The organism is Pseudomonas sp. (assembly GCF_035554175.1).
GTDB lineage: Bacteria > Pseudomonadota > Gammaproteobacteria > Pseudomonadales > Pseudomonadaceae > Aquipseudomonas.
The window spans coordinates 1-25,623 of the sequence record NZ_DATMIV010000050.1 but is presented as its reverse complement, the minus strand read 5'-3'; the positions used below and the strand labels follow the sequence as shown (position 1 = coordinate 25,623).

The following is a 25,623-nucleotide window of genomic DNA, read 5'->3' as shown; positions in this document are numbered from 1 at the left end:
CTTTGGACATTGATCCACAAAAGCAGGATCAAAAGATCGTCCGATCGCGGCCCGAGCCTTTGGCAGTTCCTGCATGCGAATCACGCGAGCAATTCCCGGATCTTTTCCTGCAGCACATCCAGATCGAATGGTTTTTCGAGGATCGGGGCTTTTTGCGTGATCGGGCTGCCGGTCTCGCGGATTTCCTGCGGGTAACCGCTGATGAAAATAACCTTGAGGTCGGGCCGCAATTTCACTGCCGGTTCGGCGATCTGCACGCCGGAGATCCCGCCCGGCAGGCGGAAATCGGTGATCAGCATGTCAAGGTGTGGCTTGCGGGCGAGAATATCGAAAGCCTGCTCACCGTTTTCCGCTTGCAACACGCGATAGCCCTGCCCTGACAGGTAATCCGTCAGGACCATCAAGATAACCGGTTCGTCCTCGACGACGAGTACTACATCTTGCGCATCTACGCTCATGGGAAGCCTTTGTTCGGTCAATAGCTGCTGATACGACCGTGTGGTCACTCAGAGGTTGCGTCGGATATGCCGTTTTCCTGGATCGGCAGGCAAACGCGAAACAGGGCGCCTTGGTTGATTTCACTCTCGACGACGATGCAGCCACCGTGGGCGGCGACGATCTGCTCGGAAATGAACAGCCCGAGCCCGAGCCCAGCCACCACCGTCTTGGCGGACACTCGTTCGAACTGCTGAAAAATACGCTTCTGGTTCTCGGCACTGATGCCGATACCATGATCCTGAACTTCGACCCGAGCTTCGTCCCCTTCGCGATAGACGCGTACCTGAATCGGGCTGCGACCGCCGTAGCGCAAAGCGTTGGTCAGCAGATTGGAGACCACTTGCTCAATGCGGAACTCATCCCAGCAACCTTCGACCGGCGCCGGCGCCTCGAAGGAAACGCTGGTTTCAGCCGCTTCCATCTGCGGAGCAAAGTTCTGCAGCAGATTGCTGACCAGACTCACCAAATCGAAGCGATGTGGACGGATCGACAGTTTGCCGGTACGGATTCGCGACACATCAAGCATGTCCTCGATCAGACGAATGAGGCTCTTGATCTGACGCTCGTCGCGATCGACCATCGCCTGCATCTTGTCGAGGGTGAACGCCGAGGCGTTGTCCCGGGCCAGGTGCATCTTGCGCAGTTGGGTTTCGAGAATCAGGCCGTTGAGCGGCGTGCGTACTTCGTGGGCGACGATGGACATGAAGTCATCACGCATGCGCACCGCTTGCTCCAGTTCAAGTTGCGTGCTTTGCAACTGTTGCAACAGCGCTTCCTGCTCGCGACGGGCCTGTTCCAGCGCCTCGACCTGCTGCTTCATGGCTTTGCTCTGGCGGTACAGATCGACGAACACGTTGACCTTGCTTTTCACCGCGTGGATATCCAGCGGCTTGTGCAGGAAATCCACCGCCCCGCTCTCGTAGCCTTTGAACGCGTAGTTCAGTTCACGGCCGGCGGCGCTGACAAAGATGATCGGGATGTTCTTGGTCTTCTCGGTGCCGCGCATCAGTTCGGCCAGTTCAAAGCCGTTCATGCCGGGCATCTGCACATCGAGAATGGCCATGGCGAATTCGTGTTGCAGCAGCAGCGACAGTGCTTCGTCCGCCGAAAGAGCCTTGTAGACCGTCCGATCTTCGCGCTTGATCAGCGCTTCCAGCGCCAGCAGGTTTTCTGGCAGATCGTCGACGATCAACAGTTTGGCTTGGATATTACTCAGCATGCGATTCGTTCCAGCTCGACTAGCAGACGGCCGATGCCGTGAATGGGTAGGACATGATCCGGCTGCAGAACGTTCAGTGCAGCCTGGGGCATGGTGGCGACTTGTGCATCCTCGGGGTCTTGAACAATGGTCAGGCCGCCGCAGCGCTTGACGTAAGCCAGCCCGCGCGCGCCGTCATGATTGGCGCCGGTCAGCAACACGGCGGCGAGAGTCGGGCCGTAAACGTCGGCGGCGGATTCGAACAGGTAATCGATCGAGGGCCGCGAATGGTGCACACGATCCTCAAGGCTCAAAGACAGGCTGCGATCCGCTTCGACCGACAGGTGATAGCCGGGCGTGGCGAAATACACTGTGCCGGCTTCGATGTCCTGTTTGTCTTCGGCCTCCTTAACCGGAATCGCCACGCGCCGGGAAAACACTTCGGCCAGATGACTGCGGCGCTCCTCCGGCAAATGCAGAACGATGATGATCGGCAGCCCATAGCCTTTGCGCAAAGGCCCGAGCAGGCTCAGCAAAGCCTCGACACCGCCTGCCGAGGCGCCGATCACGACAGCCTCGATGCGAGGCAGGCCCGGAGTGTCGTTCATGATTTGCGGTAGATCCGTTCTTGTTTGACCAACGCCTCGAACCGGTTCGAAAAGTTGGAAAAATCCAGGGTTTCCTTGCTGCCCAGCACCAGAAAGCCGCGGTGGCACAGCGATTCATGGAACAGTCCGAACGCCCGATCCTGCAGCTTCTTGTTGAAGTAGATCAGCACGTTGCGGCAGGAGATCAACTGGGTTTCGGAGAACACGCTGTCGGTGGCCAGGCTGTGGTCGGCGAACGTCACGTTTTCGCACAGGGTTTTGTCGAAAATCGCGTAACCATAGGCTGCCGTGTAGTAATCGGCAAACGAACGCTGGCCGCCCGCCTGCTGGTAATTGGCGGTGTAGGCGCGGACGTTTTCCATGGAGAAAATTCCCTGCTTGGCCTTTTCCAGCGAGCGCGGGTTGATGTCGGTGGCATAAATGATCGTGCGGTCGAGCAGGCCTTCTTCGCGCAGCAGAATCGCCATCGAATAAACCTCCTCGCCCGTACTGCACCCGGCTATCCAGATTTTCAGCGACGGATAGGTGCGCAGCAGTGGCACCACTTCGTTGCGAATCGCCAGAAAATGCGACGGGTCGCGGAACATCTCGCTGACCGGAATCGTCAGCAGTTGCAGCAACTGCATGAACGCCGTCGGGTCGTGCAGGACTTTTTCCTGCAGGGCCGAGATGGTCGCGCACTCGAACTGACTCAGCGCATGCTGCACCCGGCGCTTGATCGAAGCACCGGAGTAGTCACGAAAGTCATAGCTGTACTTCAGGTAAATCGCCTCGATCAACAAGCGTAATTCGATTTCGCTGTTGCGTTCGGCTGAACTGCTGCGTTCCACTAGATGCGTTCCATTTTCGGTAACCACACACGTATCAGCGAGAACAAACGATCAAGGTCGATGGGCTTGGCCAGGTAATCGTTGGCGCCCGCCTGCAGGCAGCGCTCCTGATCGTCCTTCATGGCCTTGGCCGTCACCGCGATGATCGGCAGCTTGCGCCAGCGCGGCTCCTTGCGGATTTCCATGGTGGCTTCGAAGCCATCCATTTCCGGCATCATCACGTCCATCAGCACCAGATCGATGTCATCGACTTCGCTTAGCCTCTCAATCGCTTCACGGCCATTACGACCTATCACCACGACCGCGCCCTTGTGTTCCAGCGCGCTGGTCAGGGCGAAGATGTTGCGCACATCGTCGTCGACCAGCAGCACTTTGCGCCCCTCGAAGACCTTGTCGCGGCTGCGCGCGGTCTTGAGCATCTTCTGCCGTTCATGGGACAGCTGCGATTCGACTTTGTGCAGAAAGAGTGTGACCTCGTCCAGCAGCCGCTCCGGCGAGCGTGCACCCTTGATGATGATCGAGCGCGAATACTTGCGCAGCTCGGCTTCTTCGTCGCGGGTCAGGTTGCGTCCGGTGTAGACGATCACCGGCGGGAACGAGCAGATGTCCTCGGTGGACATGCGCTTGAGCAGGTCATTGCCGAGCATGTCCGGCAGCTTCAGGTCGATGACCATGCAGTCGTAAATGGTCGTGCGCAACAACTCCAGCGCATCCTGCGCCAGGCCGACCGCGGTGATTTCGATGTCTTCGTCACCGATCAGCCGCGCGATGCTTTCGCGTTGCAGATCGTCGTCCTCGACCAGCAATACGCGTTTGACCTTCTGCGTCAGTTTCGCTTCCAGACGAGCGAACACATCCTTGAGCTCTTCGCGGGTCGTTGGCTTCACCGCATAGCCGATGGCGCCCATGTGCATCGCCGCTTCGACGCGGTCTTCGACGGAAATCACGTGCACCGGAATGTGCCGGGTTTCCGCGCGTTCCTTCAGGCGTTGCAGCACGGTCAGACCGGAGTGATCCGGTAGACGCATGTCGAGCAGAATGGCGTCCGGCACGAATTCGCGGGCCAGGTCGTAACCTTCGTCGGCGCCATGGGCGACCAGGCACTGATAGCCCAGTTCGTGAGCCAGATCGTAGAGGATGCGAGCGAAGTTGGGCTCATCCTCGACCACCAGAATGCAGCGCGTGGCGAATGGCGCCTGGTCGCGATCATCGGCAAAACGCGGAATCACCGCAGGCATCGCCGATGCCACCGGGGCCGCAATGGCCATTGGCGTTGGCGTCGAGGGAGGTGGGGTCAAGGTCAGCGGCGCAGCAGGCATTTCACCGAGCTCATGGTATTGACGTGGCAGCACCAGGGTAAAGCTGCTGCCCTGCCCCGGCACGCTGTCGACGCTGATCGAGCCGCCCAGCAATGTCGCCAGATCCCGCGAGATCGACAAGCCAAGACCGGTGCCGCCGTACTTGCGGTTGGTGGTGCCATCGGCCTGACGGAACGCCTCGAAAATACTTTCCTGCTGATCGGCAGCGATGCCGATCCCGGAATCCTTGACGATAAAGGCGATGTGATCGTCCGGCCAAGCACTGATCGTCAGGCTGACCGCGCCGTGCTCGGTAAACTTGATGGCGTTGGACAGCAGGTTTTTGATCACCTGTTCCAGACGCTGGCGATCGGTGAAGAGTACGCCGGGGGCGTCCGGCTGAACCTCGACACTGAAAGCCAGTTGCTTGTCCGCTGCCAGCGGTTCGAACATTGACCGCAACCCATCGACCAGGCGCTCTACCCGGGTGTTTTCCGCGATGACTTCGAGCTTGCCGGCTTCGACCTTGGAAATGTCGAGAATGTCGTTGATCAGGTTGAGCAGATCGTTGCCCGCCGAGTAGATCGATTCGGCGAACTTGACCTGTTCCGCCGATAGATTCTGCTGCGGGTTTTCCGCCAGCAGCTTGGCCAGGATCAACGAACTGTTCAGCGGCGTGCGCAGTTCGTGAGACATGTTGGCGAGGAACTCGGACTTGTACTTGCTCGAACGCTGCAGCTCTTCGGCACGCTCTTCGAGCTGGATCTGCGCCTGATTCAGCTCGGTGTTTTTCTTGTCCATCGCGTCGCGCTGTTCGGCGAGTTGCTCGTTGGTCTGCTCCAGTTCGACCTGCTGGGTTTCCAGATGGGCCTGGGATTCCTTGAGGATCCGCGACTGCTCTTCCAGCTCTTCGTTGGCGGTCTTGAGCTCTTCCTGCTGCACTTGCAGCTCTTCATTGAGCTGCTGGGTTTCGGCGAGCACTTCCTGCAAACGCTGGCGATAGCGCGCCGCCTCGATGGACGTACCGATGTTGCCGGCAATCAGTTCCAGCAGGTCGATGTCGCGGTCGGACAGCGGGCGCAGGAAGCCGAGTTCGATCACACCGTTGACCCGGTCGTCATCACTGGTCGGTACCACCAGCACACTGTGCGGCAGGCCGGCGCCGAGACCGGAGCTGACTTTGAAGTAATCGGCCGGAACCGAATCGAGGCGGATCAGCCGCGCTTGCTCCGCCACCTGGCCAACGATGCCTTCACCGCTGTAGATCGACTGGTTCTGCTCTTCCTGCTCGCGGGAGAAGCCATAACTGGCCACGCGCTTGAGGCCGCCATGTTCTTCACGAACATAAAGAGCAGCGACCGCAGTGCCCAGGTATTGCGCACAGAACTGCAGAATATTGCGCCCCAGCAGGTTGAGCGTCAGTTGCCCCAATACCTGCTCGGCCAGTTGTGTCTGGCCGTTGCGCAGCCACGCCTGTTTCTCCAGACGTTCGGCGCTGGCCTCTTGCGCAGCCAGATTGGCGCTGTAATTGGTCGAGAGGTTGAGCAGATCACGACGACCGATGTAGGCCAGCAAACCACTGATGCCGAGAATGAAGATCAGGTACAGCGTGATGCTCCAGATGGTGGTGCGGCGCACATCTTCGTTGCGCGTGGCACGCAGCACCTGCTCGGTTTCGATGACATCTTCGAACTGCTTGCGGATTTCATCGGTCAGGCGCTTGCCCCGCCCGGCCTTGACCGCGCCGCGATAATCGCCGCTGCTGCGTTGCAGATCGATCATCGATTGCGCGTAGTTTGCCCACTCCAGTTGCAATGCCTGCAGCCGACGCAGACGATCGGTCTGTACCGGATTGTCGGCGGTCAGTTCCAGCAGCGTATTAAGGGCCACGGCAATGCGCGGCTTGGCAGTTTCGTAGGGATCGAGGAAGTGCTCGTCGCCGCTGAGCAGATAACCGCGCATGCCGGTTTCCAGGTCGACGGTGAGCTTCACCGCTTCATTGGCGTTATTGATCACCCGGTCGGTGTGCTCGACCCATTGGATGACCGACAGCAAATAAGTGATCAGCGAGACGAAAAACACGGCACTGAGAACGCCGACGCCCAGCGGCAAGCTGACGTTGCGACTCAGGAGTTTACGAAACCGTTGTTCATCAACCGAGGACGGAGAGGACATGGGGCAGCCTTGTCGAACTGTTGAAAACCCGAGAGTTTGCCCCAAAACAACTGCGTGGATCCATTTTTCTCACACATTTGATGGCATTTTCCTACGCACGCCTGCGCATTGGGCGATGCCAACGGTTATCCTTGTCGCGTCGCACTGAGCTGTTCTTTTTTGTATCAGCTCGGGAACTTGTGGCTGTGCGCCACTTACTCATGCAAGAGTCCGGCAATTTCGATCGCTCGGTATCCCCCGATTTCATTTTTTTTGAGAGCCCCGCCATGTCTGCCACCCCATCCACCATCCTCGTCGTCGAAGACGATTCCATCGTGCGCATGCTGATCGTCGATGTGCTGGAGGAGTTGGAGTTCAATGTGCTTGAGGCTGAAGACGGTGACGCGGCACTTGAGATTCTCGCGGACACCGGCAAACCGATCGATTTGATGATGACCGACTACGGCCTGCCTCGCATGAATGGCCGCGAACTCGCTGACCGGGCGCGCAAGCTGCGCCCTGCTCTACCCATCCTGTTTGCCAGCGGTTATGCCGAGGCTATCGCAGCACCCGGCGACATGAATATTATCGGCAAACCCTTCTCCATTGATCAACTGCGCGACAAAGTTAAAAGCATCCTGAAAAACCCCTGACTAGTCCAACGCAGAAGCAACTTGTCATATCACCAAATAATCAGCAATCAACTAACGCTGCCATTCAATAACTTGCACCCTCTATCCTGAACGAACTTTGGCTACGTTAATGAATAACGAACATTCAGCCAGAGAACTTTCGACATTCAATCAGGATAGAGCCAATGAAATTTATCTCGTCCGACGTGCCTGCTGCCGTCGATCGCTCCACATACAACAAACAGGAACGCGCGCTTATTGCCCAGGCACTTGCCAAAGCGCTTGAAGCGAGCGAGCTTACAGTCTCGACTGGTTATTACTCGGCAAGCGCCTCGCTGCCTTTTACCAGTGTTTTCAATGTGCAAGACCGCTTCATACCCCGAGTCAGCGGTAGCAGTTTTGACGAACGCTGCGAGCCAGCACGACATGTCTTTGACAAAATGATCGCAACTCCCGAGTTTACCCAGCTATTACGCAAACATTCATATGCCGATGACATTCAGCTAGGAGTTGACGCCAACGCCAGCATGTTCGTTGTTTATGATTCTGAGTTGGAATCTCCTCGATTCAGCGTTGCATTTGATAGCAAAGAAACTTCCATATTTTCCGAAGAGCTGAACATGCTCGCCGATCTGGCAAAAAGCATCGGTGGCGTCGTTTATTCCGGCCAAGTGGTTGGCATCGCACAATGGTTGAATTTCAACGGTTATAACGTGCCGACTACTATTGGCGAGACCAGAGCATTGATCGAATGGCTTGCCTTCGAACTGCCTGAGCCGCCGGCCTTGGGCGACTACCACGAGTTGTTGCACGCCGACGTATCCTCGCCGTTTCATTTATCGATTGCAGACCGCAAAGTCATCACCCAGACAGCGCATGAACTGACCCAAGGCGCGACAAGCCTGCTGCAGGCACTCGCGTTCGCCAACTTCAACCTGATCCCTGCGCAAGAAATTCGCGACCACGCAGACAAATTTCTGCAAAACATCCTGAGTCGCAAGACGGCTCGCGCTTTGGGAGAAACCCTGCATCAACGGCTTGGCTGGCATCTGGAAGCGGGCGATCCGGATGTTCGCGAGCGCCAGCTCAACGAGTTGACCCTGGCTGCACTGATCATCGATATGCAATTGCGCTCCGATCAACCCCTTGTTGCCGGCTATGATTTCTACCAACCGGAGAACGCCGCACGAAGCGCGGCTGAAGTACGCGTCCTGTTCGAACAGCATCTGATTGAGCAGGGCCTGAGCGAACCACACAACAGCCCACTGGCAGCACATCTGTTACTGGCGGGTGGGGCACCGGAGCTGCTGATCGGACAGATCCCTTCCGGGCTGACGCTGGACAAACCTGGCTGGGTCACCGTTCGCCAGAACGTTGCCATCATCGAACACGCCGCACCTGGCAGCACGCGCGCGATGACCTTTGCGCAACTCAAGACATTTTCCGAGCTGACACCGGTTTCCGGTGAGCTCGAAAAGCTGTACGAGGCCGCAGCGATTCCCGCAGTGGTGGATTGGGCGGTATTGAACGGGGTCATTTCCTACCGCAGCAATAAAGACTACGACAAGGCAGCGGTGATCGAGGCCAGCGCGTACTTCTCGCGCTACATGGAGGCCCTGGCCCAATCTGAGACCGGATTGTCCACCGTGCCCCCCGACCGGCGCAAAATCGCGCTGCGTGCGCTGGAGCAGGTGATGCCCGCCGGCTCCTACCTTGAGCAACAAGCCTTCCAGATCAAGTACCTGGAGAGTATCGGCGAACGTCGCTGGCTAGAAAATTTGAAGGCTATACATCCGGGGGGAATCCTCAGCGATTTCTGGGATTTCCTCGCCAGCGCCACTGACAACAACGAATACGCACTCAACAGCCTGCTGCGCATGCGCCTGTCGATTCTGGATCTGTACCTTTCCGGGGATCTGGTCGAGGACGGACAACTGTCGGACAAATTCAAGACCCTCGATAACTTCCACCCCCCAGCCAATGCTTTCTCCCGCCTGGCCGAACTGCAGTCACCTTCGCAGCTGTTTGACCAGGAATTTGATCGTTACTACCAGAACGTGCGCGAGGGCTTGTCGTCGCTGATCAAAATGGCCATCACGCAGATGCCTGAGCGCGATCGTGTCGCCCTGACCAACGGCCAAATGTCCTTCTACACCGTCAGGAAAGAGGTCAATCCAGCGAATCCGCAACAGGAAACGCAGATCCAGCGAGACGAGGCCAATGGGCGGTACGGGATCATCCTCTGCTGCAACAACGGAGATCAGATCCGCGCCTACGAACTGTTCACTTTGCGCGGCGCCTGTTACGAGCGTCCCGATCTTGCGCTCATGTTGCGGGACACCGGTCTCGTTCATCAGCGTCCGACCCTCTCGTTTACCGGCAGCAAGTACGATTTCCAGGACAAGAACAAAGCCCGCGAATGGCCCCTCGATTATGCCGCCTACCGCGAGGGCAGCGAACCACGCCAGGACGTGACTTCCCAAGTGGTGGTGGAGAAGCTCTGGCAGTTGCACCTCGAAGCGACTGATGTACGCGCGGTTCCCCTGTTCTTTTCTGCACAACTGGATGAGCTCGCCACGTGCCTGCTCGATATCCATCCCGTCGCCCGTCGCGAAGAGTTGTATACAGCACTGGATGTGCGCAACGGGCTGGAAGAGTGGCGCACCAGCAGGGAAATCGTCGAAAACCTGGCAATCAACGTCATCGTGCCATTCAAACAGTGCATTGAAGACATTCGTTCCGGGCGCACCGACCGCGTCGCCGAAGGCATTGGTGGCTGCGTTCTTGACGGCCTGTCGGTCATCGGCCTGCTCGTCGGTCTCGGCGCGTCGGCAGCGAGCATTCTCGCCAAGAGCGGCTCGACTACTCTCAAGCTGTTGAAAGTCGCCAAAGCCGTCGCCCGATCGGCCGCGTCGTTGATCAACCCGTTCGATGGTTTGCCTTCCCTCGCCCGCAAAGGGTTTCGCCTGGTCAAGCGCGGCGTCGTACTTGCCGGCAAAAATGCGCTCGACTCCGCGCACGCCGCCAGCGTGCAATTGAGAAGATTGATGCATGGCGCCGAGGGTCGTGACTGGATCAGGCTGTCCCGCACCGGCGATGTGCGTCAGGCAACCTGGCGAGGGGTCGATGCGCTTGGCGAGGCACTCGATATCGCAGTGCTCGAGCGCAATCAGAATTGGCACGCGCTGAACATCCGCACCGGCGGCGCCTGGGGTCCCCGCCTGAAAATACTCGACTTGGGTAATTTCGCCCCGTTGAAGCGCCTGTTTGGCCGCTTCAAGCCGTTCAGCTACACCCGCGGCTATCTGAACAAAGCCATTCCGCATGCCCGGGCCAAACTGGACAACTCCATCAGTTCGCTGTCGCAATTGTCTTCCAACGACGACATTCGCGCGGTGCTCAGGCACGTATTCGGCAATGATTCCGATGAAATGGCCAAACATGTGGCGAATCACCTCAGCGCCATGCGCAAGGATCTCGAATCGATCACCTTCAGCAACATAACGTTCCGCCCCCATGAACCCGGCGTGATCGCGTCGCTGTCGCCGCCGGCTTACAAACGGTGGCAGACGGCGCTGCGCTCTGGTCAGAAAATCGACGAGTCCGCAGGCAGGTTTCTGTCGATCTATCCTGACAATCTGGATGAACTCTACAAGTCGCTGCGCTACGACGACGGCAGCGTTGCCGACGTTCTCATTCACGAAATGTCTCACGGTGGTCCGGACACCCTCGATCTGTATTACGGCAAGGTTTATCCCGAGTTGTATCATGCGGAGTTCGATGCCGTGGGCTTGCTGGAGCTGGCGCGCGATGCGCGAAAAGCTCATCCGGACAACCTGATCAATCCACACCATGCGCTGGCGCACCGACCGGGATTCGTTCTCTACGATCAGTTGAAAGGCAGTCTGCCGAAACTGGTTCAAGATCACCCCGCGCTGGCCAACGCCGAGTCCTATATGCTCGCGGTGTCTCTGCTCGACCAGGCCCAAACCCGGCCGGCCATATTGAGTTTCAATGTGAAGACCATGAACGATGCTGTAAGGCGCACCGCTGCCGGCAAGTTTCTGCCGGGACCGGTGCTGCTCAATCTTGCCAAGCCGGTCGGTTAAGCGCTGAAACGATCCGACGCTGAGTGGTACAGGGTGCATTTCAATCACTTCGTTGTGGTTTAATTGCGCCCTTTTTTCATGGGTCAGAGGAACAGTCGTGAGCCATTCGCGCACCACCAAAGTTCTGGTCATCGGCTACGTCTGGCCAGAGCCGCGCTCGTCAGCGGCCAGCGGGCACGTGATGCAGATTCTCGAGACTTTCGTCGATCAGGGCTGGGACATCACCTTCAGCAGCCCGGCTGGTCCGGGCGAGCACAAGGCCGATCTCACTACCCTGGGGATTCGTGAAGTACCGATCGAGCTCAACAGCAGCAGTTTCGATACGTTCATCAGGGCGCTGGCCCCGGATATCGTGCTGTTCGATCAGTTCATGATGGAAGAACAGTTCGGCTGGCGCGTGGAGAAACACTGCCCGGACGCCCTTCGCATCCTGGAAACATCCGATCTGCAAAGTCTGCGTCATGCGCGGCATCAGCGCTTGAAAGAGCGGCTGAAATTCAACGATGACCAAGCTGATTTCACTGAGCTGTTTTCGCCTGCGTTGCGTGACGAGTTCCAGCTCATGGCCGGTACCGACCTGGCCAAGCGGGAAATCGCCGCGCTCTACCGGTGTGACTTGAACCTGATGATTTCCGAATTCGAAATCAATCTGCTTGTGCAGGAATTCGGTCTTCCTCGCCAGCTCCTGCACTGGTGCCCGTTGATGGTAGAGCCTCCCGCAGCAGCATCAAGGACGTTCGCCGCCCGCGCGCATTTCCTCAGTATCGGCAATTTCCGGCATGCACCCAATTGGGATGCGGTGCTCTGGATGAAAACCACACTGTGGCCGTTGATTCGCGCGCAATTGCCTTGCGCGCAGTTGCATATCTATGGAGCGTATACGCCGCCCAAGGCCACCGCTCTGCATAACCCGGCCCAGGGTTTTCACATCATGAATTGGGCTGAAGATGCGCTCGAGGTCATGTCAGCCGCCCGCGTCTGCCTGGCACCATTGCGCTTTGGCGCGGGAATCAAGGGCAAACTGCTCGATGCGATGCTGTGTGGCACACCGAGCGTGACCACCCCGATTGGTGCCGAAGCCATGCACGGCGACAGTCCGTGGCCGGGAGCCGTTGCTCTCGGCGCGCACGCGTTAGCCGAGCAGGCCGTGCAACTCCACGAGGACCCGGCGCGCTGGCAGCAGGCGCAGGTCCTGGGGGAAACACTTGTGCGTCAACGCTATCAACGCAGCATTCACGGCGCCGCGCTTATTGGCAAAATCATTGAGTGCCGCGAACACTTGGTACAACTTAGAACCAACAACTTTACCGGTGCCATGTTACGCCACCACACGCTCAAGAGCACTCAATACATGGCCCAATGGATTGAAGCCAAAAATCGACCACACCCAAAAAATCAATAATCACACCAGTTACACGAATTGCATCACAAGCAAACTTCCTCCTTCAGCCAATTAATCTTATAAACATCCTGCGCGCAAACTCTATTACTTAACAAACTCGCAGGATGTACAACATGGACAACTTTGGCAGTTTTCAAGCCTATCAATGGATGGCTGACACCCCGCAAATCGATAATCTTTCGCTGTTTGAAATGACTTTACCCGGCACGCATAACGCTGGTTGCGACTGGGAGGCATCTTATGCGCTGATCCCTGGTAAAAACTGGCTTGCCTGCCAGGATATTTCTTTTTATTCACAATTGAATCGTGGTGCTCGCGCACTCGACGTACGCCTTGTTTACAACAACAAAGCGAAACATTTGGCCAGGTTCCGTTTCCACCACAATGGATATACCTCTTCGCGCACTCTCGAAGACCTGATCCGGGACTTGAAGGGATTTTATGAAAGAAGTCCGGATGAATTTGTCATCCTCGACTTCCATGAACTATCTGACGCTCAAGATCCATTCAATTACAAGGAATTCAAAATAGCGTTACTGGAACATCTCGGGGAGCGAATCATTCCCACCGAAAACTTGCATCTGACCTTGGGCCAACTCAAAGCCATCCACCCATTGCAACGCATCATGGTGGCAGCGTCGATGACTTGGGACACGCAGGACTATCGCTTTTACAACCAGATCACTCACAAATGGATCGGTCAAGCGCAGGTCAATACCTCGGATCTGCATGGTTATATCAATAACGTATTGAGCTTGCCGGTCAGTACGCGCCGGCCATGGTCGCTGTCGGCAACCAGTTACACCCTCGGCGGCCCCCAGCGGATCCTCGACAGTCTCGACAGCTGGTTCGATCCGGAAAAATCAGACTGGGCGAGCAAGTGCAACATCATCAATTTCGACTTCATCAAAAACTCGAACATTGTGCGCTTCTGCCAGATGGCCAATCTGCAAAAAGCCCGCGCCAAGCTCGACTGAGTAAAATGCCTGGCAAGGATTGGCCGCAAGTGGCACAAAGGTCGAAAAACGAGGCATGATCGCGCAGCTATTATAAAAAAGTGCCCTGTCATGACCCGAACCGCTCGCGTGACCGACCCCTCCTACGAGTTGATGGACGACCACAACGGTTTGTCCATCATCTATCGCCAGCATGGTTTCCCCTGCCCTCTGGTGCGCTGGCATTTTCATAAGGAATACGAGCTGCACCTGATCGTCGCCAGTTCCGGTAAGGTCTTCATCGGTGACTACATCGGCAACTTCTATCCGGAAACGTTGTTTTTGACCGGCCCGAATCTGCCACACAACTGGATCAGCCAGGTGGCAGAAGATGAAGTAGTCGAGAAGCGCGACATGCTGGTCAACTTCACCGAAGAATTGTTCGAGAGCGGGCATCAGGTATTCGCCGAACTGAAAACTCTTGTACCGTTGCTGGAGCGTGCGCAGTACGGCATTGAGTTCCGCTGCAAACGTACGATCCGCCAGGCCATGGCACTGATGCAGCGCATCGCCGACAGCACGGGTATCACTCGCCTCGGACACTTCTTCATCCTGATGGAGTTGCTCGCGGCCAGCGATGATTTCCAATTGTTGTCCGGGGCCACCACGCCGCAACTTGCCGACGAACATAATATTGACCGCACCAACCGTGCGGTCGATTACATCTTCAGCCACTACGCCCGGGACATCTCGCTGGAGGAAGTGGCTGAGCACCTGGGCATGACGCCGACCTATTTCAGCCGCGTATTCAAACAAGCCACCGGGCGCAACTTCATCGAGTTCGTCAACCGTTTGCGCATCAGCAAGTCTTGCGAACTGCTGGCCGATGGCCTCAAACCGGTGACCGAGGTGTGCTTTGAGTCGGGATTCAACAACATCTCCAACTTCAATCGGCGCTTTCAGCAACTCAAGGGCATGACGCCGTCGCATTACCGGCGGCTGGCGGTGCAGCGCCTCACAGAACAAAACCACCTGTAACACCATTGTTCGCAGTGGGAGCGAGCCTGCTCGCGAAAGCATCTTTTCATTAAAAAACCCTGTGGCTGACACACCGTCTTCGCGAGCAGGCTCGCTCCCACAAAAGACTGTGCCCGGCATCAGAAATCTGTACGCATTCGCTAACCCTCCCTCGCGCAAAACCCCTTCCCAGCGCTCACCCAACCAAACCCCAGTGCAAAAAAGTATCAACAAAAGTGCTAGGGATGATTTGTCAGCCCCCCAATTGAAGGCTGTAATCAGCGCACATTCTTCCTGCATTCGGAAGACACAAAAACAATAACTGTCCTTCTGCCCCGTCGGGTGTCAGAAAAGGAGTGCACGATGCAACCCACCGCAAAAGCTCTGCTCGCTCTCACCTGCATGACCCTCAGCAGCGTCAGCCTTGGCGCCCAGACCCTGACCATCGCCACCGTCAACAACAGCGACATGATCCGCATGCAAAAACTCTCGAAAACCTTCGAGAGCGAGCACCCGGACATCAAGCTCAATTGGGTGGTGCTGGAAGAAAACGTGTTGCGTCAGCGCCTGACCACTGACATCGCCACTCAGGGCGGCCAGTTCGACGTGTTGACCATCGGCATGTACGAAGCGGCACTCTGGGGCGGCAAGGGCTGGCTGGAGCCGATGAAGGATCTGCCGGCCAGTTACGCCCTTGACGATGTCTTCCCGTCGGTGCGCGAAGGCCTGTCGGTGAAGGGTTCGCTGTATGCCCTGCCGTTCTACGCGGAGAGTTCGATCACCTACTACCGCACCGATTTGTTCAAACAAGCCGGGCTGAGCATGCCCGAGCGTCCGACCTGGGAAGAGATTGCCGGTTTCGCCGAAAAGCTCACCCAGAAAGACAAAGAGCAGTACGGCATCTGCCTGCGCGGCAAGGCTGGCTGGGGCGAGAACATGGCGCTGGTCACAACAGTCGCCAACGCCTACGGCGCGCGCTGGTTCGATGAGCAGTGGAAACCGGAATTCAGCGGGCCGGAATGGAAAAACGCGCTGAATTTCTACGTCAACACCATGAAGAAATCCGGCCCGCCGGGCGCGTCCAGCAACGGTTTCAATGAAAACCTTGCCCTGTTCAACAGCGGCAAATGCGCGATCTGGGTCGATGCCAGCGTCGCCGGCTCGTTCGTCACCGACAAGACCCAAAGCAAGGTCGCCGATCACGTCGGTTTCACCTTCGCCCCGCATCAGGTCACCGACAAAGGTTCCGCCTGGCTGTACTCGTGGGCGCTGGCGATTCCGACCAGCTCCAAGGCCAAAGAGGCGGCAAAAACCTTCAGCGCCTGGGCCACGTCCAAAGAGTACGGCGAACTGGTCGCCAAAACCGATGGCATTGCCAACGTGCCGCCTGGAACCCGCGCCTCGACTTATAGCGCTGAATACATGAGCGCCGCGCCGTTCGCCAAGGTGACGCTGGAATCGCTGAAGGCCGCCGACCCGAGCAAACCGACGCTCAAACCGGTGCCGTACATTGGCATTCAACTGGTGACCATTCCTGAGTTCCAGGCCGTAGGCACCCAGGTCGGCAAACTGTTCTCGGCGGCGCTGATCGGCCAGACCTCGGTGGATCAGGCCCTGGCCGCGGCGCAGCAGACCACGGAACGCGAGATGAAGCGCGCGGGTTATCCGAAGTAAGCGCCATCCACTTCCAATTGTGGCGAGGGAGCTTGCTACCGCTGGGCTGCGAAGCGGCCCTCGACCAGGCAATCGCGGTTTACCTGAATGATTAGGATCGCCGGGTTTACGACTGCTGCGCAGCCGAGCGGGAGCAAGCTCCCTCGCCACAGAGAACTCGCTGTATCCGAGTAAGTGAGCATCACCATGAATACTTCAACTGCCAAAGCCCACATCGACCTGTCGCCACCCCAGCGCAAGCTGCGCATGCGCAATCCTGGCTGGTTTCTCGTCAGCCCGTCGGTGGCGCTGTTGCTGCTGTGGATGGTCGTGCCACTGGGCATGACCGTGTACTTTTCGATGATCCGCTACAACCTGCTCTACCCCGGCGAAAACGAATTCGTCGGGCTGGAAAACTTCACCTATTTCCTCACCGACTCAGGTTTCATGCCCGGTGCGACCAATACGTTATTGCTGGTTGGCAGCGTGCTGCTGATCAGTGTGGTGTTCGGCGTGTTGATCAGCGCGTTGCTGGAGGCCAGTGAATTTCTCGGTCGCGGCCTCGTGCGGGTCATGCTGATTTCACCGTTTTTCATCATGCCCACGGTGGGCGCGCTGATCTGGAAGAACCTGATCTTCCATCCGGTTTCCGGGATCCTCGCCTACATCTGGAAACTGTTCGGCGCGCAACCGGTGGACTGGCTGGCGCACTACCCGCTGCTGTCGATCATCATCATCGTCTCGTGGCAATGGCTGCCCTTCGCGATCCTGATTCTGATGACGGCCATGCAGTCGCTGGATCAGGAACAGAAAGAAGCCGCGCGCCTGGACGGAGCCGGCCCGATCGCAATTTTCTGGCACCTGACCCTACCGCATCTGGCGCGGCCGATTGCCGTGGTGGTGATGATCGAAACGATCTTCCTGCTCTCGGTGTTCGCCGAAATCTTCACCACCACCAACGGCGGCCCCGGCTACGCATCGACCAACCTCGCCTACCTGATCTACAACCAGGCGCTGGTGCAGTTCGACGTCGGCATGGCCTCGGCGGGCGGTTTGATTGCCGTGGTCATCGCCAACATCGCCGCGATCATTCTGGTGCGGATGATCGGCAAAAACCTGACTGACAAAGCGTGAGGCCTGCCATGACCCTGCAACAATCCCGCCGCCTGCAAAGCCTGCTGCTCGGCACGCTGGCCTGGGCCATCGCGATCGTGATTTTCTTCCCGATCTTCTGGATGGTGATGACCAGTTTCAAAAGCGAAATCGACGCCTTCGCCACGCCGCCGCAATTCATCTTCACGCCGACGCTGGAGAACTACCTGCACATCAACGAGCGCAGCGACTACTTCAGTTTCGCCTGGAACTCGGTGGTGATTTCTTTCAGCGCCACCGCACTGTGTCTGTTGATCGCAGTGCCGGCGGCGTACTCGATGGCGTTCTACGAAACCCAGCGCACCAAGGGCACGCTGTTGTGGATGCTCTCGACCAAGATGCTGCCGCCAGTGGGCGTGCTGATGCCGATCTACTTGCTGGCCAAGAGTTTCGGCCTGCTCGACACACGCATTGCGCTGATCGTGATCTACACGCTGATCAACCTGCCGATCGTGGTCTGGATGGTTTACACCTACTTCAAGGACATCCCCAAAGACATCCTCGAAGCCGCCCGTCTCGACGGCGCGACGCTGTGGCAGGAAATGGTTCGCGTGCTGCTGCCGATCGCCAAGGGCGGCCTCGCCTCGACCGTACTGCTGTCGCTGATCCTGTGCTGGAACGAAGCGTTCTGGTCGCTCAACCTGACCTCGTCGAATGCCGCGCCACTGACTGCGTTGATCGCCTCGTACTCAAGCCCCGAAGGACTGTTCTGGGCCAAGTTGTCGGCGGTGTCGACCCTGGCCTGCGCGCCGATCCTGATCTTCGGCTGGATCAGCCAGAAGCAACTGGTGCGCGGCCTGTCGTTTGGTGCCGTCAAGTGAATTGAAAAGCAAAAGATCGCAGCCTTCGGCAGCTCCTACAGGAGATTTATGCCGATTCGACATTCCATATAGGAGCTGCCGAAGGCTGCGATCTTTTGATCTTGAAAAACAACAATGCGGAGGCCCATCACATGGCCAACCTGAAAATCAAGAATCTGCAAAAAGGCTTCGAAGGTTTTTCCATCATCAAAGGCATTGACCTGGAAGTGAACGACAAGGAGTTCGTGGTGTTCGTCGGCCCGTCGGGCTGCGGCAAGTCCACCCTGCTGCGGCTGATTGCCGGCCTTGAGGAGGTCAGCGGCGGCACCATCGAACTCGACGGCCGCGACATTACCGAAGTCAGCCCGGCCAGGCGCGATCTGGCGATGGTGTTCCAGACCTACGCGCTGTACCCGCACATGACCGTGAAGAAGAACATGTCGTTCGCCCTTGATCTGGCCGGCGTGCAGAAAGCCGAGGTCGAGCGCAAGGTTGGCGAAGCGGCGCGAATTCTCGAACTCGGCCCGATGCTCGAGCGCAAGCCGAAACAGCTGTCTGGTGGCCAGCGCCAGCGCGTGGCGATCGGCCGGGCCATCGTGCGCAATCCGAAAATCTTTCTGTTCGATGAACCGCTGTCCAACCTCGACGCCGCGTTGCGCGTGCAAATGCGTCTTGAACTGCTGCGCCTGCACAAGGACCTGCAAGCGACGATGATCTACGTGACCCACGATCAGGTTGAAGCGATGACCATGGCCGATAAGGTCGTGGTGCTCAATGGCGGCAGGATCGAGCAGGTCGGCTCGCCGCTGGATCTTTATCACAACCCGGCCAACCTGTTCGTCGCAGGCTTTCTCGGCACGCCGAAAATGGGCTTTCTCAAGGGCAAGATTGCCCGCGTCGATGGTCCCAACTGCGAAGTCTCGCTGGACGCCGGCACGCGCATTACCCTGCCTTTCAACGCCGCCCACCTGAGCATCGGCAGCGCGGTAACGCTGGGCATCCGCCCGGAACACCTGGAACTTGCCCAATCCGGCGATTGCACGCTGCTGGTCACTGCCGACGTCAGCGAACGCCTGGGCAGCGACACCTTCTGCCACGTCACCACCAGCGCGGGTGAAGCCCTGACCATGCGCGTGCGCGGCGATCTGGCCAGCCGTTATGGCGAGCGACTGAGCCTGCGCCTGGCCCCGACCCACTGCCATCTGTTCGATGCCGAAGGTGTAGCGCTGACCCGTGCGCTGCGTGCTGCGGCCTGATTTCGAGACTATCCGATGAAACTCAACCAACTGAATCTCAATCGCCTGGCCGCCGAAGTGCAGCTGCCGGGCTACAACCTCGGCGACACGCGCCAGGGCATCGCCCACATCGGCGTTGGCGGTTTCCATCGCGCGCATCAGGCGTATTACACCGACGCCTTGATGAACACTGGCCAAGCGCTGGACTGGGCCATCTGCGGTGTCGGCCTGCGCCCCGAAGATCGCCGCGCCCGCGACGATCTCAGGGAGCAGGATTACCTGTTCACCCTGTTCGAACTCGGTGACAGCGACGACACCGAAGTACGCGTCATCGGTGCGATCCGCGACATGCTGCTGGCCGAGGATGGTGCGCAGGCACTGATCGACAAACTCGCCGAGCCGCAGATTCGCATCGTCTCGCTGACCATTACCGAGGGCGGTTACTGCATCGACGACAGCAACGGCGAGTTCATGGCGCACTTGCCACAGATTCAACACGATCTGGCCAATCCTGATACGCCGCAAACCGTGTTCGGCTTCCTCTGCGCCGCGTTGGCCAAGCGCCGTGCGGCGGGCGTTGCGGCGTTTACCCTGATGTCTTGCGACAACCTGCCGCACAACGGCGCCGTGGCCCGCAAAGCGCTGCTGGCCTTCGCCGCACTGCGCGATCCGGAACTGCGCGAGTGGATCGACCAGAACGTCAGTTTCCCCAACGCCATGGTCGACCGCATCACGCCGATGACCAGTACCGCGCATCGCCTGCAACTGGCCGACAAACACGCGGTCGACGACGCCTGGCCGGTGGTCTGCGAACCGTTCGTGCAATGGGTGCTGGAAGACAAATTCGTCAACGGCCGCCCGGCGTGGGAAAAGGTCGGCGTGCAGTTCACCGACGATGTTTCGCCGTACGAGGAGATGAAAATCAAACTGCTCAACGGCAGTCATCTGGCGCTGACGTATCTGGGCTTTCTCAAAGGCTATCGTTTTGTCCACGAGACTATGAACGATCCGCTGTTCGTGCGTTACATGCGTGCCTATATGGACCTCGACGTGACACCGCAACTGGCACCGGTGCCGGGCATTGATCTGAGCGAGTACAAGGACACGCTGGTAGCGCGGTTTTCCAATCAGGCGATTGCCGATCAGCTTGAGCGAGTGTGTTCGGATGGTTCGTCGAAATTTCCAAAGTTCACGGTTCCGACGATCAACCGCTTGATCGCAGACGGCCGTGAGACCAAGCGTGCAGCGCTGGTAGTCGCAGCGTGGGCGTTGTATTTGAAGGGCGTGGATGAAAATGGCGATACGTATTCGATTCCGGATCCTCGCGCGGCGTTTTGTCAGGAACTGGTTGTCGATGATGGTCTGATCACCGAACGATTGCTCGGCGTGGAAGAGATTTTCGGCACGGCGATACCGAAGTCGGCGGAGTTTGTTGCGGCGTTCGAGTGGTGCTGCCAGAGTCTGCGCGAGGTTGGCGTTACGCGAACATTGGAACGAGTTCTAGCCTGATCCTGCGGCGATGCGACTGACGTCTTCGCGAGCAGGCTCGCTCCCACAAGGATTTTGGAACACTACCCTGTGGCAGCGAGCCTGCTCGCGAATAGCCACCATACATGGAAATACCCTGACATCCTGAGGACCTCACTGTGACCACCCAACAACTCTTCCTCGGCATCGACTGCGGCACCCAGGGCACCAAAGCGATCATCCTCGATGCCGATAGCGGTCAGGTGCTCGGTCTGGGCGCGGCGCCACACACGATGATCAGCGGCGCCAACGGCCGCCGCGAACAGGACGTCCGGCAGTGGCTTGACGCCTTCGTCAGCGCCACCCGCCAGGCATTGCAGGTGGCAAAGGTCGACGGTCAGGCGATCCTCGGCATCGGCGTCTCCGGCCAGCAACATGGCCTGGTGCTGCTCGATGAGCACGGCGCAGTGCTGCGCCCGGCCAAGCTCTGGTGCGACACCGAAACCACGCCGGAAAACGACCGCTTGCTCGCGCAACTGGGCGGCGAGAAAGGTTCGCTGGAACGCCTCGGCGTGGTCATCGCCCCAGGCTACACCGTGTCAAAACTGCTCTGGACCAAAGAGCAGCATCCCGACGTGTTCTCGCGCATTGCGCGCATTCTGTTGCCTCACGATTACCTGAACTTCTGGCTCACCGGGCGCGCCTGCAGCGAATACGGCGACGCGTCCGGCACCGGCTATTTCAACGTCCGTACGCGGCAGTGGGACTTGCAGATCCTGCACGACATCGACGCCAGCGGGCGTCTGCAAGCCGCGCTGCCGGAGCTGATCGACGCGCACGCCGCAGTGGGCAAGATCCTGCCGGCCATTGCCGAACTACTCGACATCAATCCCAATGCCGTAGTCGCCAGCGGCGGTGGCGACAACATGATGGGCGCCATCGGCACCGGCAATATCCAGCCCGGCGCGATCACCATGAGCCTCGGCTCGTCCGGCACGGTCTACGCTTTTTCAGATGCGCCGAACGTCAGCGCCGATGCCTCGGTCGCTACCTTCTGCTCATCCAGCGGCGGCTGGCTGCCGTTGATCTGCACCATGAATCTGACCAACGCCACCGGTGCAATTCGCGAGCTGTTCAACCTCGACCTGCAAGCCTTCAACGAACGGGTTGCGCAGTCACCGATCGGCGCCGAAGGCGTGAGCATGCTGCCGTTCCTCAACGGCGAACGCGTGCCCGCCCTGCCCCACGCCACCGGTAGCGTCCACGGACTGACACTGGACAACCTGACCCAGGCCAACCTGTGCCGCGCCGCCGTCGAAGGCACCACCTTCGGTTTGCGCTACGGACTGGATTTACTGCGTCAGAATGGTTTACAAAGCCTGCGCATTTGCCTGATCGGCGGCGGTTCAAAAAGCGCGGTGTGGCGGCAGATCGTCGCCGACATCATGAACGCCCCGGTGATCTGCACCGAACAAAGCGAAGCCGCAGCGCTGGGCGCGGCGATTCAGGCGGCGTGGTGCGAGGCGCGGTCGTACGGCCGGGAAGTCAGCCTCGCCGATCTGTGTCAGCGTTGCGTGAAACTCGACGCTCGCAGCGAAACGCTGCCGATTGCCGCCAACGTCGCGGCCTTCCAGCAGGCCTACGAACGCTATCAACAGCATGTCGCAACCCTTTAACGAGCAAACAATTATGTATCTGGTGTGTGGCGAAGCCCTGTTTGATTTCTTCAGCGAAAACGACGCCAGCGGTCTGGCCTCGAAAGTCAATTTCAAGGCGATCGCCGGCGGCTCGCCGTTCAACGTCGCCGTGGGTCTGCGTCGTTTGGGCGTCGACTCGGCACTGTTCGGCGGCCTGTCCACCGACTACCTCGGCCGCCGCTTGCAGCAAGTGCTGCAGGACGAAGGCGTGCGCCCGGACTATCTGGTGGATTTCGCCGCGCCGACCACCCTGGCGATGGTTGCGGTAGGCGCCAACGGTTCGCCGCATTACAGCTTCCGTGGCGAAGGCTGCGCCGATCGGCAACTCAGCGAGGCGCATCTGCCCTCCTTGGGCGAAGACGTTCGTGGCCTGCACATCGGCTCGTTTTCGCTAGTGGTGCAACCGATCGCTGACACGCTGCTGAAACTGGTGCAACGCGAAAGCGGCAAACGCCTGATCAGCCTCGACCCGAACGTGCGCCTCAATCCTGAACCGAACATTGATCTGTGGCGCGAGCGCATCGCGACACTGGTACAACTGGCCGACCTGATCAAGGTCAGCGATGAAGACCTGAGCCTGCTCTACCCCGAACAGGACCCGCAGAACGTCATCGAAGGCTGGCTCGAACATCGCTGCCAGCTCGTCTTCCTGACTCGCGGTGGCGACGGCGCGAGCGTGTTCAGTCGCGCCCATGGCGCATGGTCGGTGCCGGCGAATCCGGTAAAGATCGCCGATACCGTTGGCGCCGGCGATACCTTCCAGGCCGCGCTGATCACCTGGCTGACCGAACATTCGCTGGATTCGGTCGCAGGCGTACAGCAGCTGAGCCGCGAGCAGATCGACGGCATGCTCCGGTTCGCCGGGCAAGCCGCCGCGCTGACCTGCAGTAAAACCGGTCCGGATCTGCCCTATCGTCATCAATTGAGCTGAGCGCGTAGACTGTCGGCCCTTTTGCGCATGACGGGAAACGGCTTTTGAATCACAGGCACACCCTCGCACTCCTGACCCTGGCCATGCTGCTGAGCGGTTGCGGCACCTCGCCGCCCCGCTCGCCGGAAGACATCTGCGCAATCTTTCGCGAGAAAAGCGATTGGTACGACGCCGCGCAAGTCACGCAGAAACGCTGGGGCGTGCCGATCCAGGTGCCCTTCGCGATCATGTATCAGGAATCCGGCTACCGCTACGACGCCAAGACACCGCGCAAATACCTGCTCTGGGTGATTCCGTGGGGCCGCGTTTCAACCGCTTCCGGCTATGCGCAAGCCAAGGACGAAGTCTGGGCCGACTACCAGAAAAGCACCGGGCGCAACTGGGCCGATCGCGAAGATTTCGACGACGCCATCGACTTCATCGGCTGGTACATGGACAAGACCGCTTCGATCAACGGGATCTACAAATACGACGCGTACAACCAGTACCTGAACTACCACGAAGGCTGGGGCGGTTTTCGCAACAGGACCTACACGAGCAAGGCCTGGCTGCTGCCGACTGCGCGCAAGGTGCAGACTCGCTCGGACATGTATGCGCGGCAATATGCCGGGTGCAAGGAGGATCTGAATCGCGGGTTCTGGAGTCGGTTCTGGCACTGGTTGTAGCCCCAAAAACCCCTATCGCGAGCATGCTCACTCCTACAAGGGATCTTCGGTGGAAGCGTTAATCATGTCCGCCACCATTCCAATGCAGGTGTGAGCCTGCTCGCGATAGCATCCGATCAGACACTAAAAATTCATTCGCTGCCCGGCTTTACTGGCCGAAACCACCCCTCTAAGGGTTTTCCCTAGGCAAGCCGCCCCCCACGCCTACGCCATTTGCGCCTTGAATGAGACGGTCTAATCCTGCAACATCCATCACCTGCTTATTCAACGGACGGAATTCAAGGCATGCTGGACGCCAATGCAACCCACATCACCCTCTCGATCGAAGACGCCAACGCCGACCTGCAAGTCCTGAGCTTCACCGGTCGCGAAGCCCTCAACGAACCGTTCCGTTTCGACCTCGAACTGGTCAGCGCCCGCCCCGACCTGAAGCTCGAAGAGCTGCTGCACAAGCGCGCCTGCCTGACCTTCGGTGCCACTGGCGAAGGCAAGATTCACGGTCAGGTCTATCGCATCGAGCAAGGCGACTCCGGCAAGACCCTGACCCGCTACAGCATCAGCCTGATGCCACAACTGGCCTATCTGCAGCACAACCATGATCAGCAGATCTTCCAGCAACTGACGGTGCCGAAAATCATCGCTCAAGTGCTGGAGGATCGCGGCATTCTCTCTGACGCCTACAGCTTCCAGCTCGGCGCCGAGTACCCGGAACGCGAATATTGCGTGCAGTACGACGAGTCCGACCTGCATTTCATCCAGCGCCTGTGCGAAGAAGAAGGCATTCACTTCCACTTCCAGCACAGCAGCAGCGGTCACAAACTGGTGTTCGGCGACGACCAGACCGTGTTCCGCAAACTGAAGCCGGTCAGCTATCAGCAAGACTCCGGCATGGCCGCCGAGAAACCGGTGATCAAGCGCTTCAACCTGCGCCTGGAAACCCGCACCACCCGCGTCAGCCGCCGCGACTACGACTTTGAAAAACCCAAGCTGCTGCCCGAAGGCGCGGTCAAATCCGAATTCGCCCCGGACCTGGAAGACTACGACTACCCCGGCCGCTTCACCACCCGCGAGCGCGGCAAGTTCCTCTCGACCCGCGCCCTGGAACGCCATCGCAGCGACTACAAACTCGCCGAAGGCAAAGGTGACGAACCAACGCTTACCAGCGGTCATTTCCTCAACCTCGCCGAACACCCACGCGCCGAGTGGAACGACCTGTGGCTGCTGCTGGAAGTCTTCCACGAAGGCAAACAGCCGCAAGTGCTTGGCGAAAACGTCACCAGCGACGTCACCGACAACAAGAGCGATTTCCACCAGGGCTACCGCAACAGCTTCCTCGCCACGC

19 protein-coding genes are annotated in these 25,623 nt (G+C 58.6%); 14 read left to right on the top strand and 5 right to left on the bottom strand.

Going from position 1 to position 25,623, the window contains the following annotated elements; translation table 11 throughout:
• Positions 1-80: 80 nt before the first annotated feature.
• The 5 genes from VNV36_RS21710 to VNV36_RS21690 are packed head-to-tail and all read right to left on the bottom strand — an operon-like array spanning position 81 to position 6,607.
• Positions 81-458 carry a response regulator gene (locus VNV36_RS21710; protein ID WP_325720385.1) on the bottom strand — a complete coding sequence of 126 codons (378 nt, stop codon included), beginning with the start codon at positions 456-458 and terminating at the stop codon, positions 81-83.
• A gap of 44 nt (positions 459-502) precedes the next feature.
• A complete protein-coding gene (locus tag VNV36_RS21705) occupies positions 503-1,717 on the bottom strand; it encodes a hybrid sensor histidine kinase/response regulator (protein ID WP_325720383.1) in 1,215 nt (404 codons plus the stop codon).
• Positions 1,711-2,304 carry a chemotaxis protein CheB gene (locus VNV36_RS21700; protein WP_325720381.1) on the bottom strand — a complete coding sequence of 198 codons (594 nt, stop codon included), beginning with the start codon at positions 2,302-2,304 and terminating at the stop codon, positions 1,711-1,713. The genes VNV36_RS21705 and VNV36_RS21700 overlap by 7 nt, the downstream gene beginning before the upstream one ends.
• Positions 2,301-3,134, bottom strand: a complete 834-nt coding sequence (locus VNV36_RS21695; protein WP_325720379.1) for a CheR family methyltransferase — start codon at positions 3,132-3,134, stop codon at positions 2,301-2,303. The genes VNV36_RS21700 and VNV36_RS21695 overlap by 4 nt, the downstream gene beginning before the upstream one ends.
• A complete protein-coding gene (locus tag VNV36_RS21690) occupies positions 3,134-6,607 on the bottom strand; it encodes a response regulator (RefSeq protein ID WP_325720377.1) in 3,474 nt (1,157 codons plus the stop codon). Before VNV36_RS21690 ends, VNV36_RS21695 begins: the two co-directional genes overlap by 1 nt.
• 266 nt (positions 6,608-6,873) lie before the next feature.
• Here VNV36_RS21690 and VNV36_RS21685 point away from each other — a divergent pair, with 266 nt between their 5' ends.
• The 14 genes from VNV36_RS21685 to tssI form a co-directional block, all read left to right on the top strand.
• On the top strand, positions 6,874-7,239 hold the full coding sequence (locus tag VNV36_RS21685; protein ID WP_325720928.1) for a response regulator: 366 nt from the start codon (positions 6,874-6,876) through the stop codon (positions 7,237-7,239).
• A 599-nt stretch (positions 7,240-7,838) separates the two neighbouring features.
• Positions 7,839-11,327 carry a hypothetical protein gene (locus VNV36_RS21680; protein WP_325720375.1) on the top strand — a complete coding sequence of 1,163 codons (3,489 nt, stop codon included), beginning with the start codon at positions 7,839-7,841 and terminating at the stop codon, positions 11,325-11,327.
• A 97-nt stretch (positions 11,328-11,424) separates the two neighbouring features.
• Complete coding sequence (locus tag VNV36_RS21675; RefSeq protein ID WP_325720373.1) at positions 11,425-12,729, top strand: glycosyltransferase; 1,305 nt, start codon at positions 11,425-11,427, stop codon at positions 12,727-12,729.
• A gap of 113 nt (positions 12,730-12,842) precedes the next feature.
• Positions 12,843-13,706, top strand: coding sequence for a phosphatidylinositol-specific phospholipase C domain-containing protein (locus tag VNV36_RS21670; protein ID WP_325720371.1), 864 nt, complete (start codon positions 12,843-12,845; stop codon positions 13,704-13,706).
• 90 nt (positions 13,707-13,796) lie between these two features.
• Positions 13,797-14,702 carry an AraC family transcriptional regulator gene (locus tag VNV36_RS21665; protein WP_325720369.1) on the top strand — a complete coding sequence of 302 codons (906 nt, stop codon included), beginning with the start codon at positions 13,797-13,799 and terminating at the stop codon, positions 14,700-14,702.
• Between the two features lie 342 nt (positions 14,703-15,044).
• On the top strand, positions 15,045-16,355 hold the full coding sequence (locus VNV36_RS21660) for an ABC transporter substrate-binding protein (protein ID WP_325720367.1): 1,311 nt from the start codon (positions 15,045-15,047) through the stop codon (positions 16,353-16,355).
• Positions 16,356-16,541: 186 nt separating this feature from the next.
• A complete protein-coding gene (locus tag VNV36_RS21655) occupies positions 16,542-17,468 on the top strand; it encodes a carbohydrate ABC transporter permease (protein WP_325720365.1) in 927 nt (308 codons plus the stop codon).
• Between the two features lie 8 nt (positions 17,469-17,476).
• Positions 17,477-18,307, top strand: coding sequence for a carbohydrate ABC transporter permease (locus VNV36_RS21650; RefSeq protein WP_016774872.1), 831 nt, complete (start codon positions 17,477-17,479; stop codon positions 18,305-18,307).
• Positions 18,308-18,438: 131 nt separating this feature from the next.
• Positions 18,439-19,542: an ABC transporter ATP-binding protein gene (locus VNV36_RS21645; RefSeq protein WP_325720362.1), complete on the top strand. Its 1,104-nt coding sequence runs from the start codon at positions 18,439-18,441 to the stop codon at positions 19,540-19,542.
• A 15-nt stretch (positions 19,543-19,557) separates the two neighbouring features.
• Entirely contained in the window at positions 19,558-21,030 is a 1,473-nt protein-coding gene (locus tag VNV36_RS21640; protein WP_325720360.1) for a mannitol dehydrogenase family protein, read from the top strand.
• 137 nt (positions 21,031-21,167) lie between these two features.
• Positions 21,168-22,664 (top strand): xylulokinase, encoded by a 1,497-nt coding sequence (gene xylB, locus VNV36_RS21635; protein WP_325720358.1) that lies wholly within the window; start codon positions 21,168-21,170, stop codon positions 22,662-22,664.
• A 13-nt stretch (positions 22,665-22,677) separates the two neighbouring features.
• Complete coding sequence (locus VNV36_RS21630) at positions 22,678-23,616, top strand: carbohydrate kinase family protein (protein ID WP_325720356.1); 939 nt, start codon at positions 22,678-22,680, stop codon at positions 23,614-23,616.
• A gap of 44 nt (positions 23,617-23,660) precedes the next feature.
• The gene (locus tag VNV36_RS21625) at positions 23,661-24,281 is read left to right on the top strand and encodes a transglycosylase SLT domain-containing protein (protein ID WP_325720354.1); all 621 of its coding nucleotides are present in this window, start codon (positions 23,661-23,663) and stop codon (positions 24,279-24,281) included.
• A gap of 285 nt (positions 24,282-24,566) precedes the next feature.
• On the top strand, positions 24,567-25,623 hold a 1,057-nt coding region (gene tssI / locus VNV36_RS21620; protein ID WP_325720352.1), incomplete at its 3' end, for a type VI secretion system tip protein TssI/VgrG.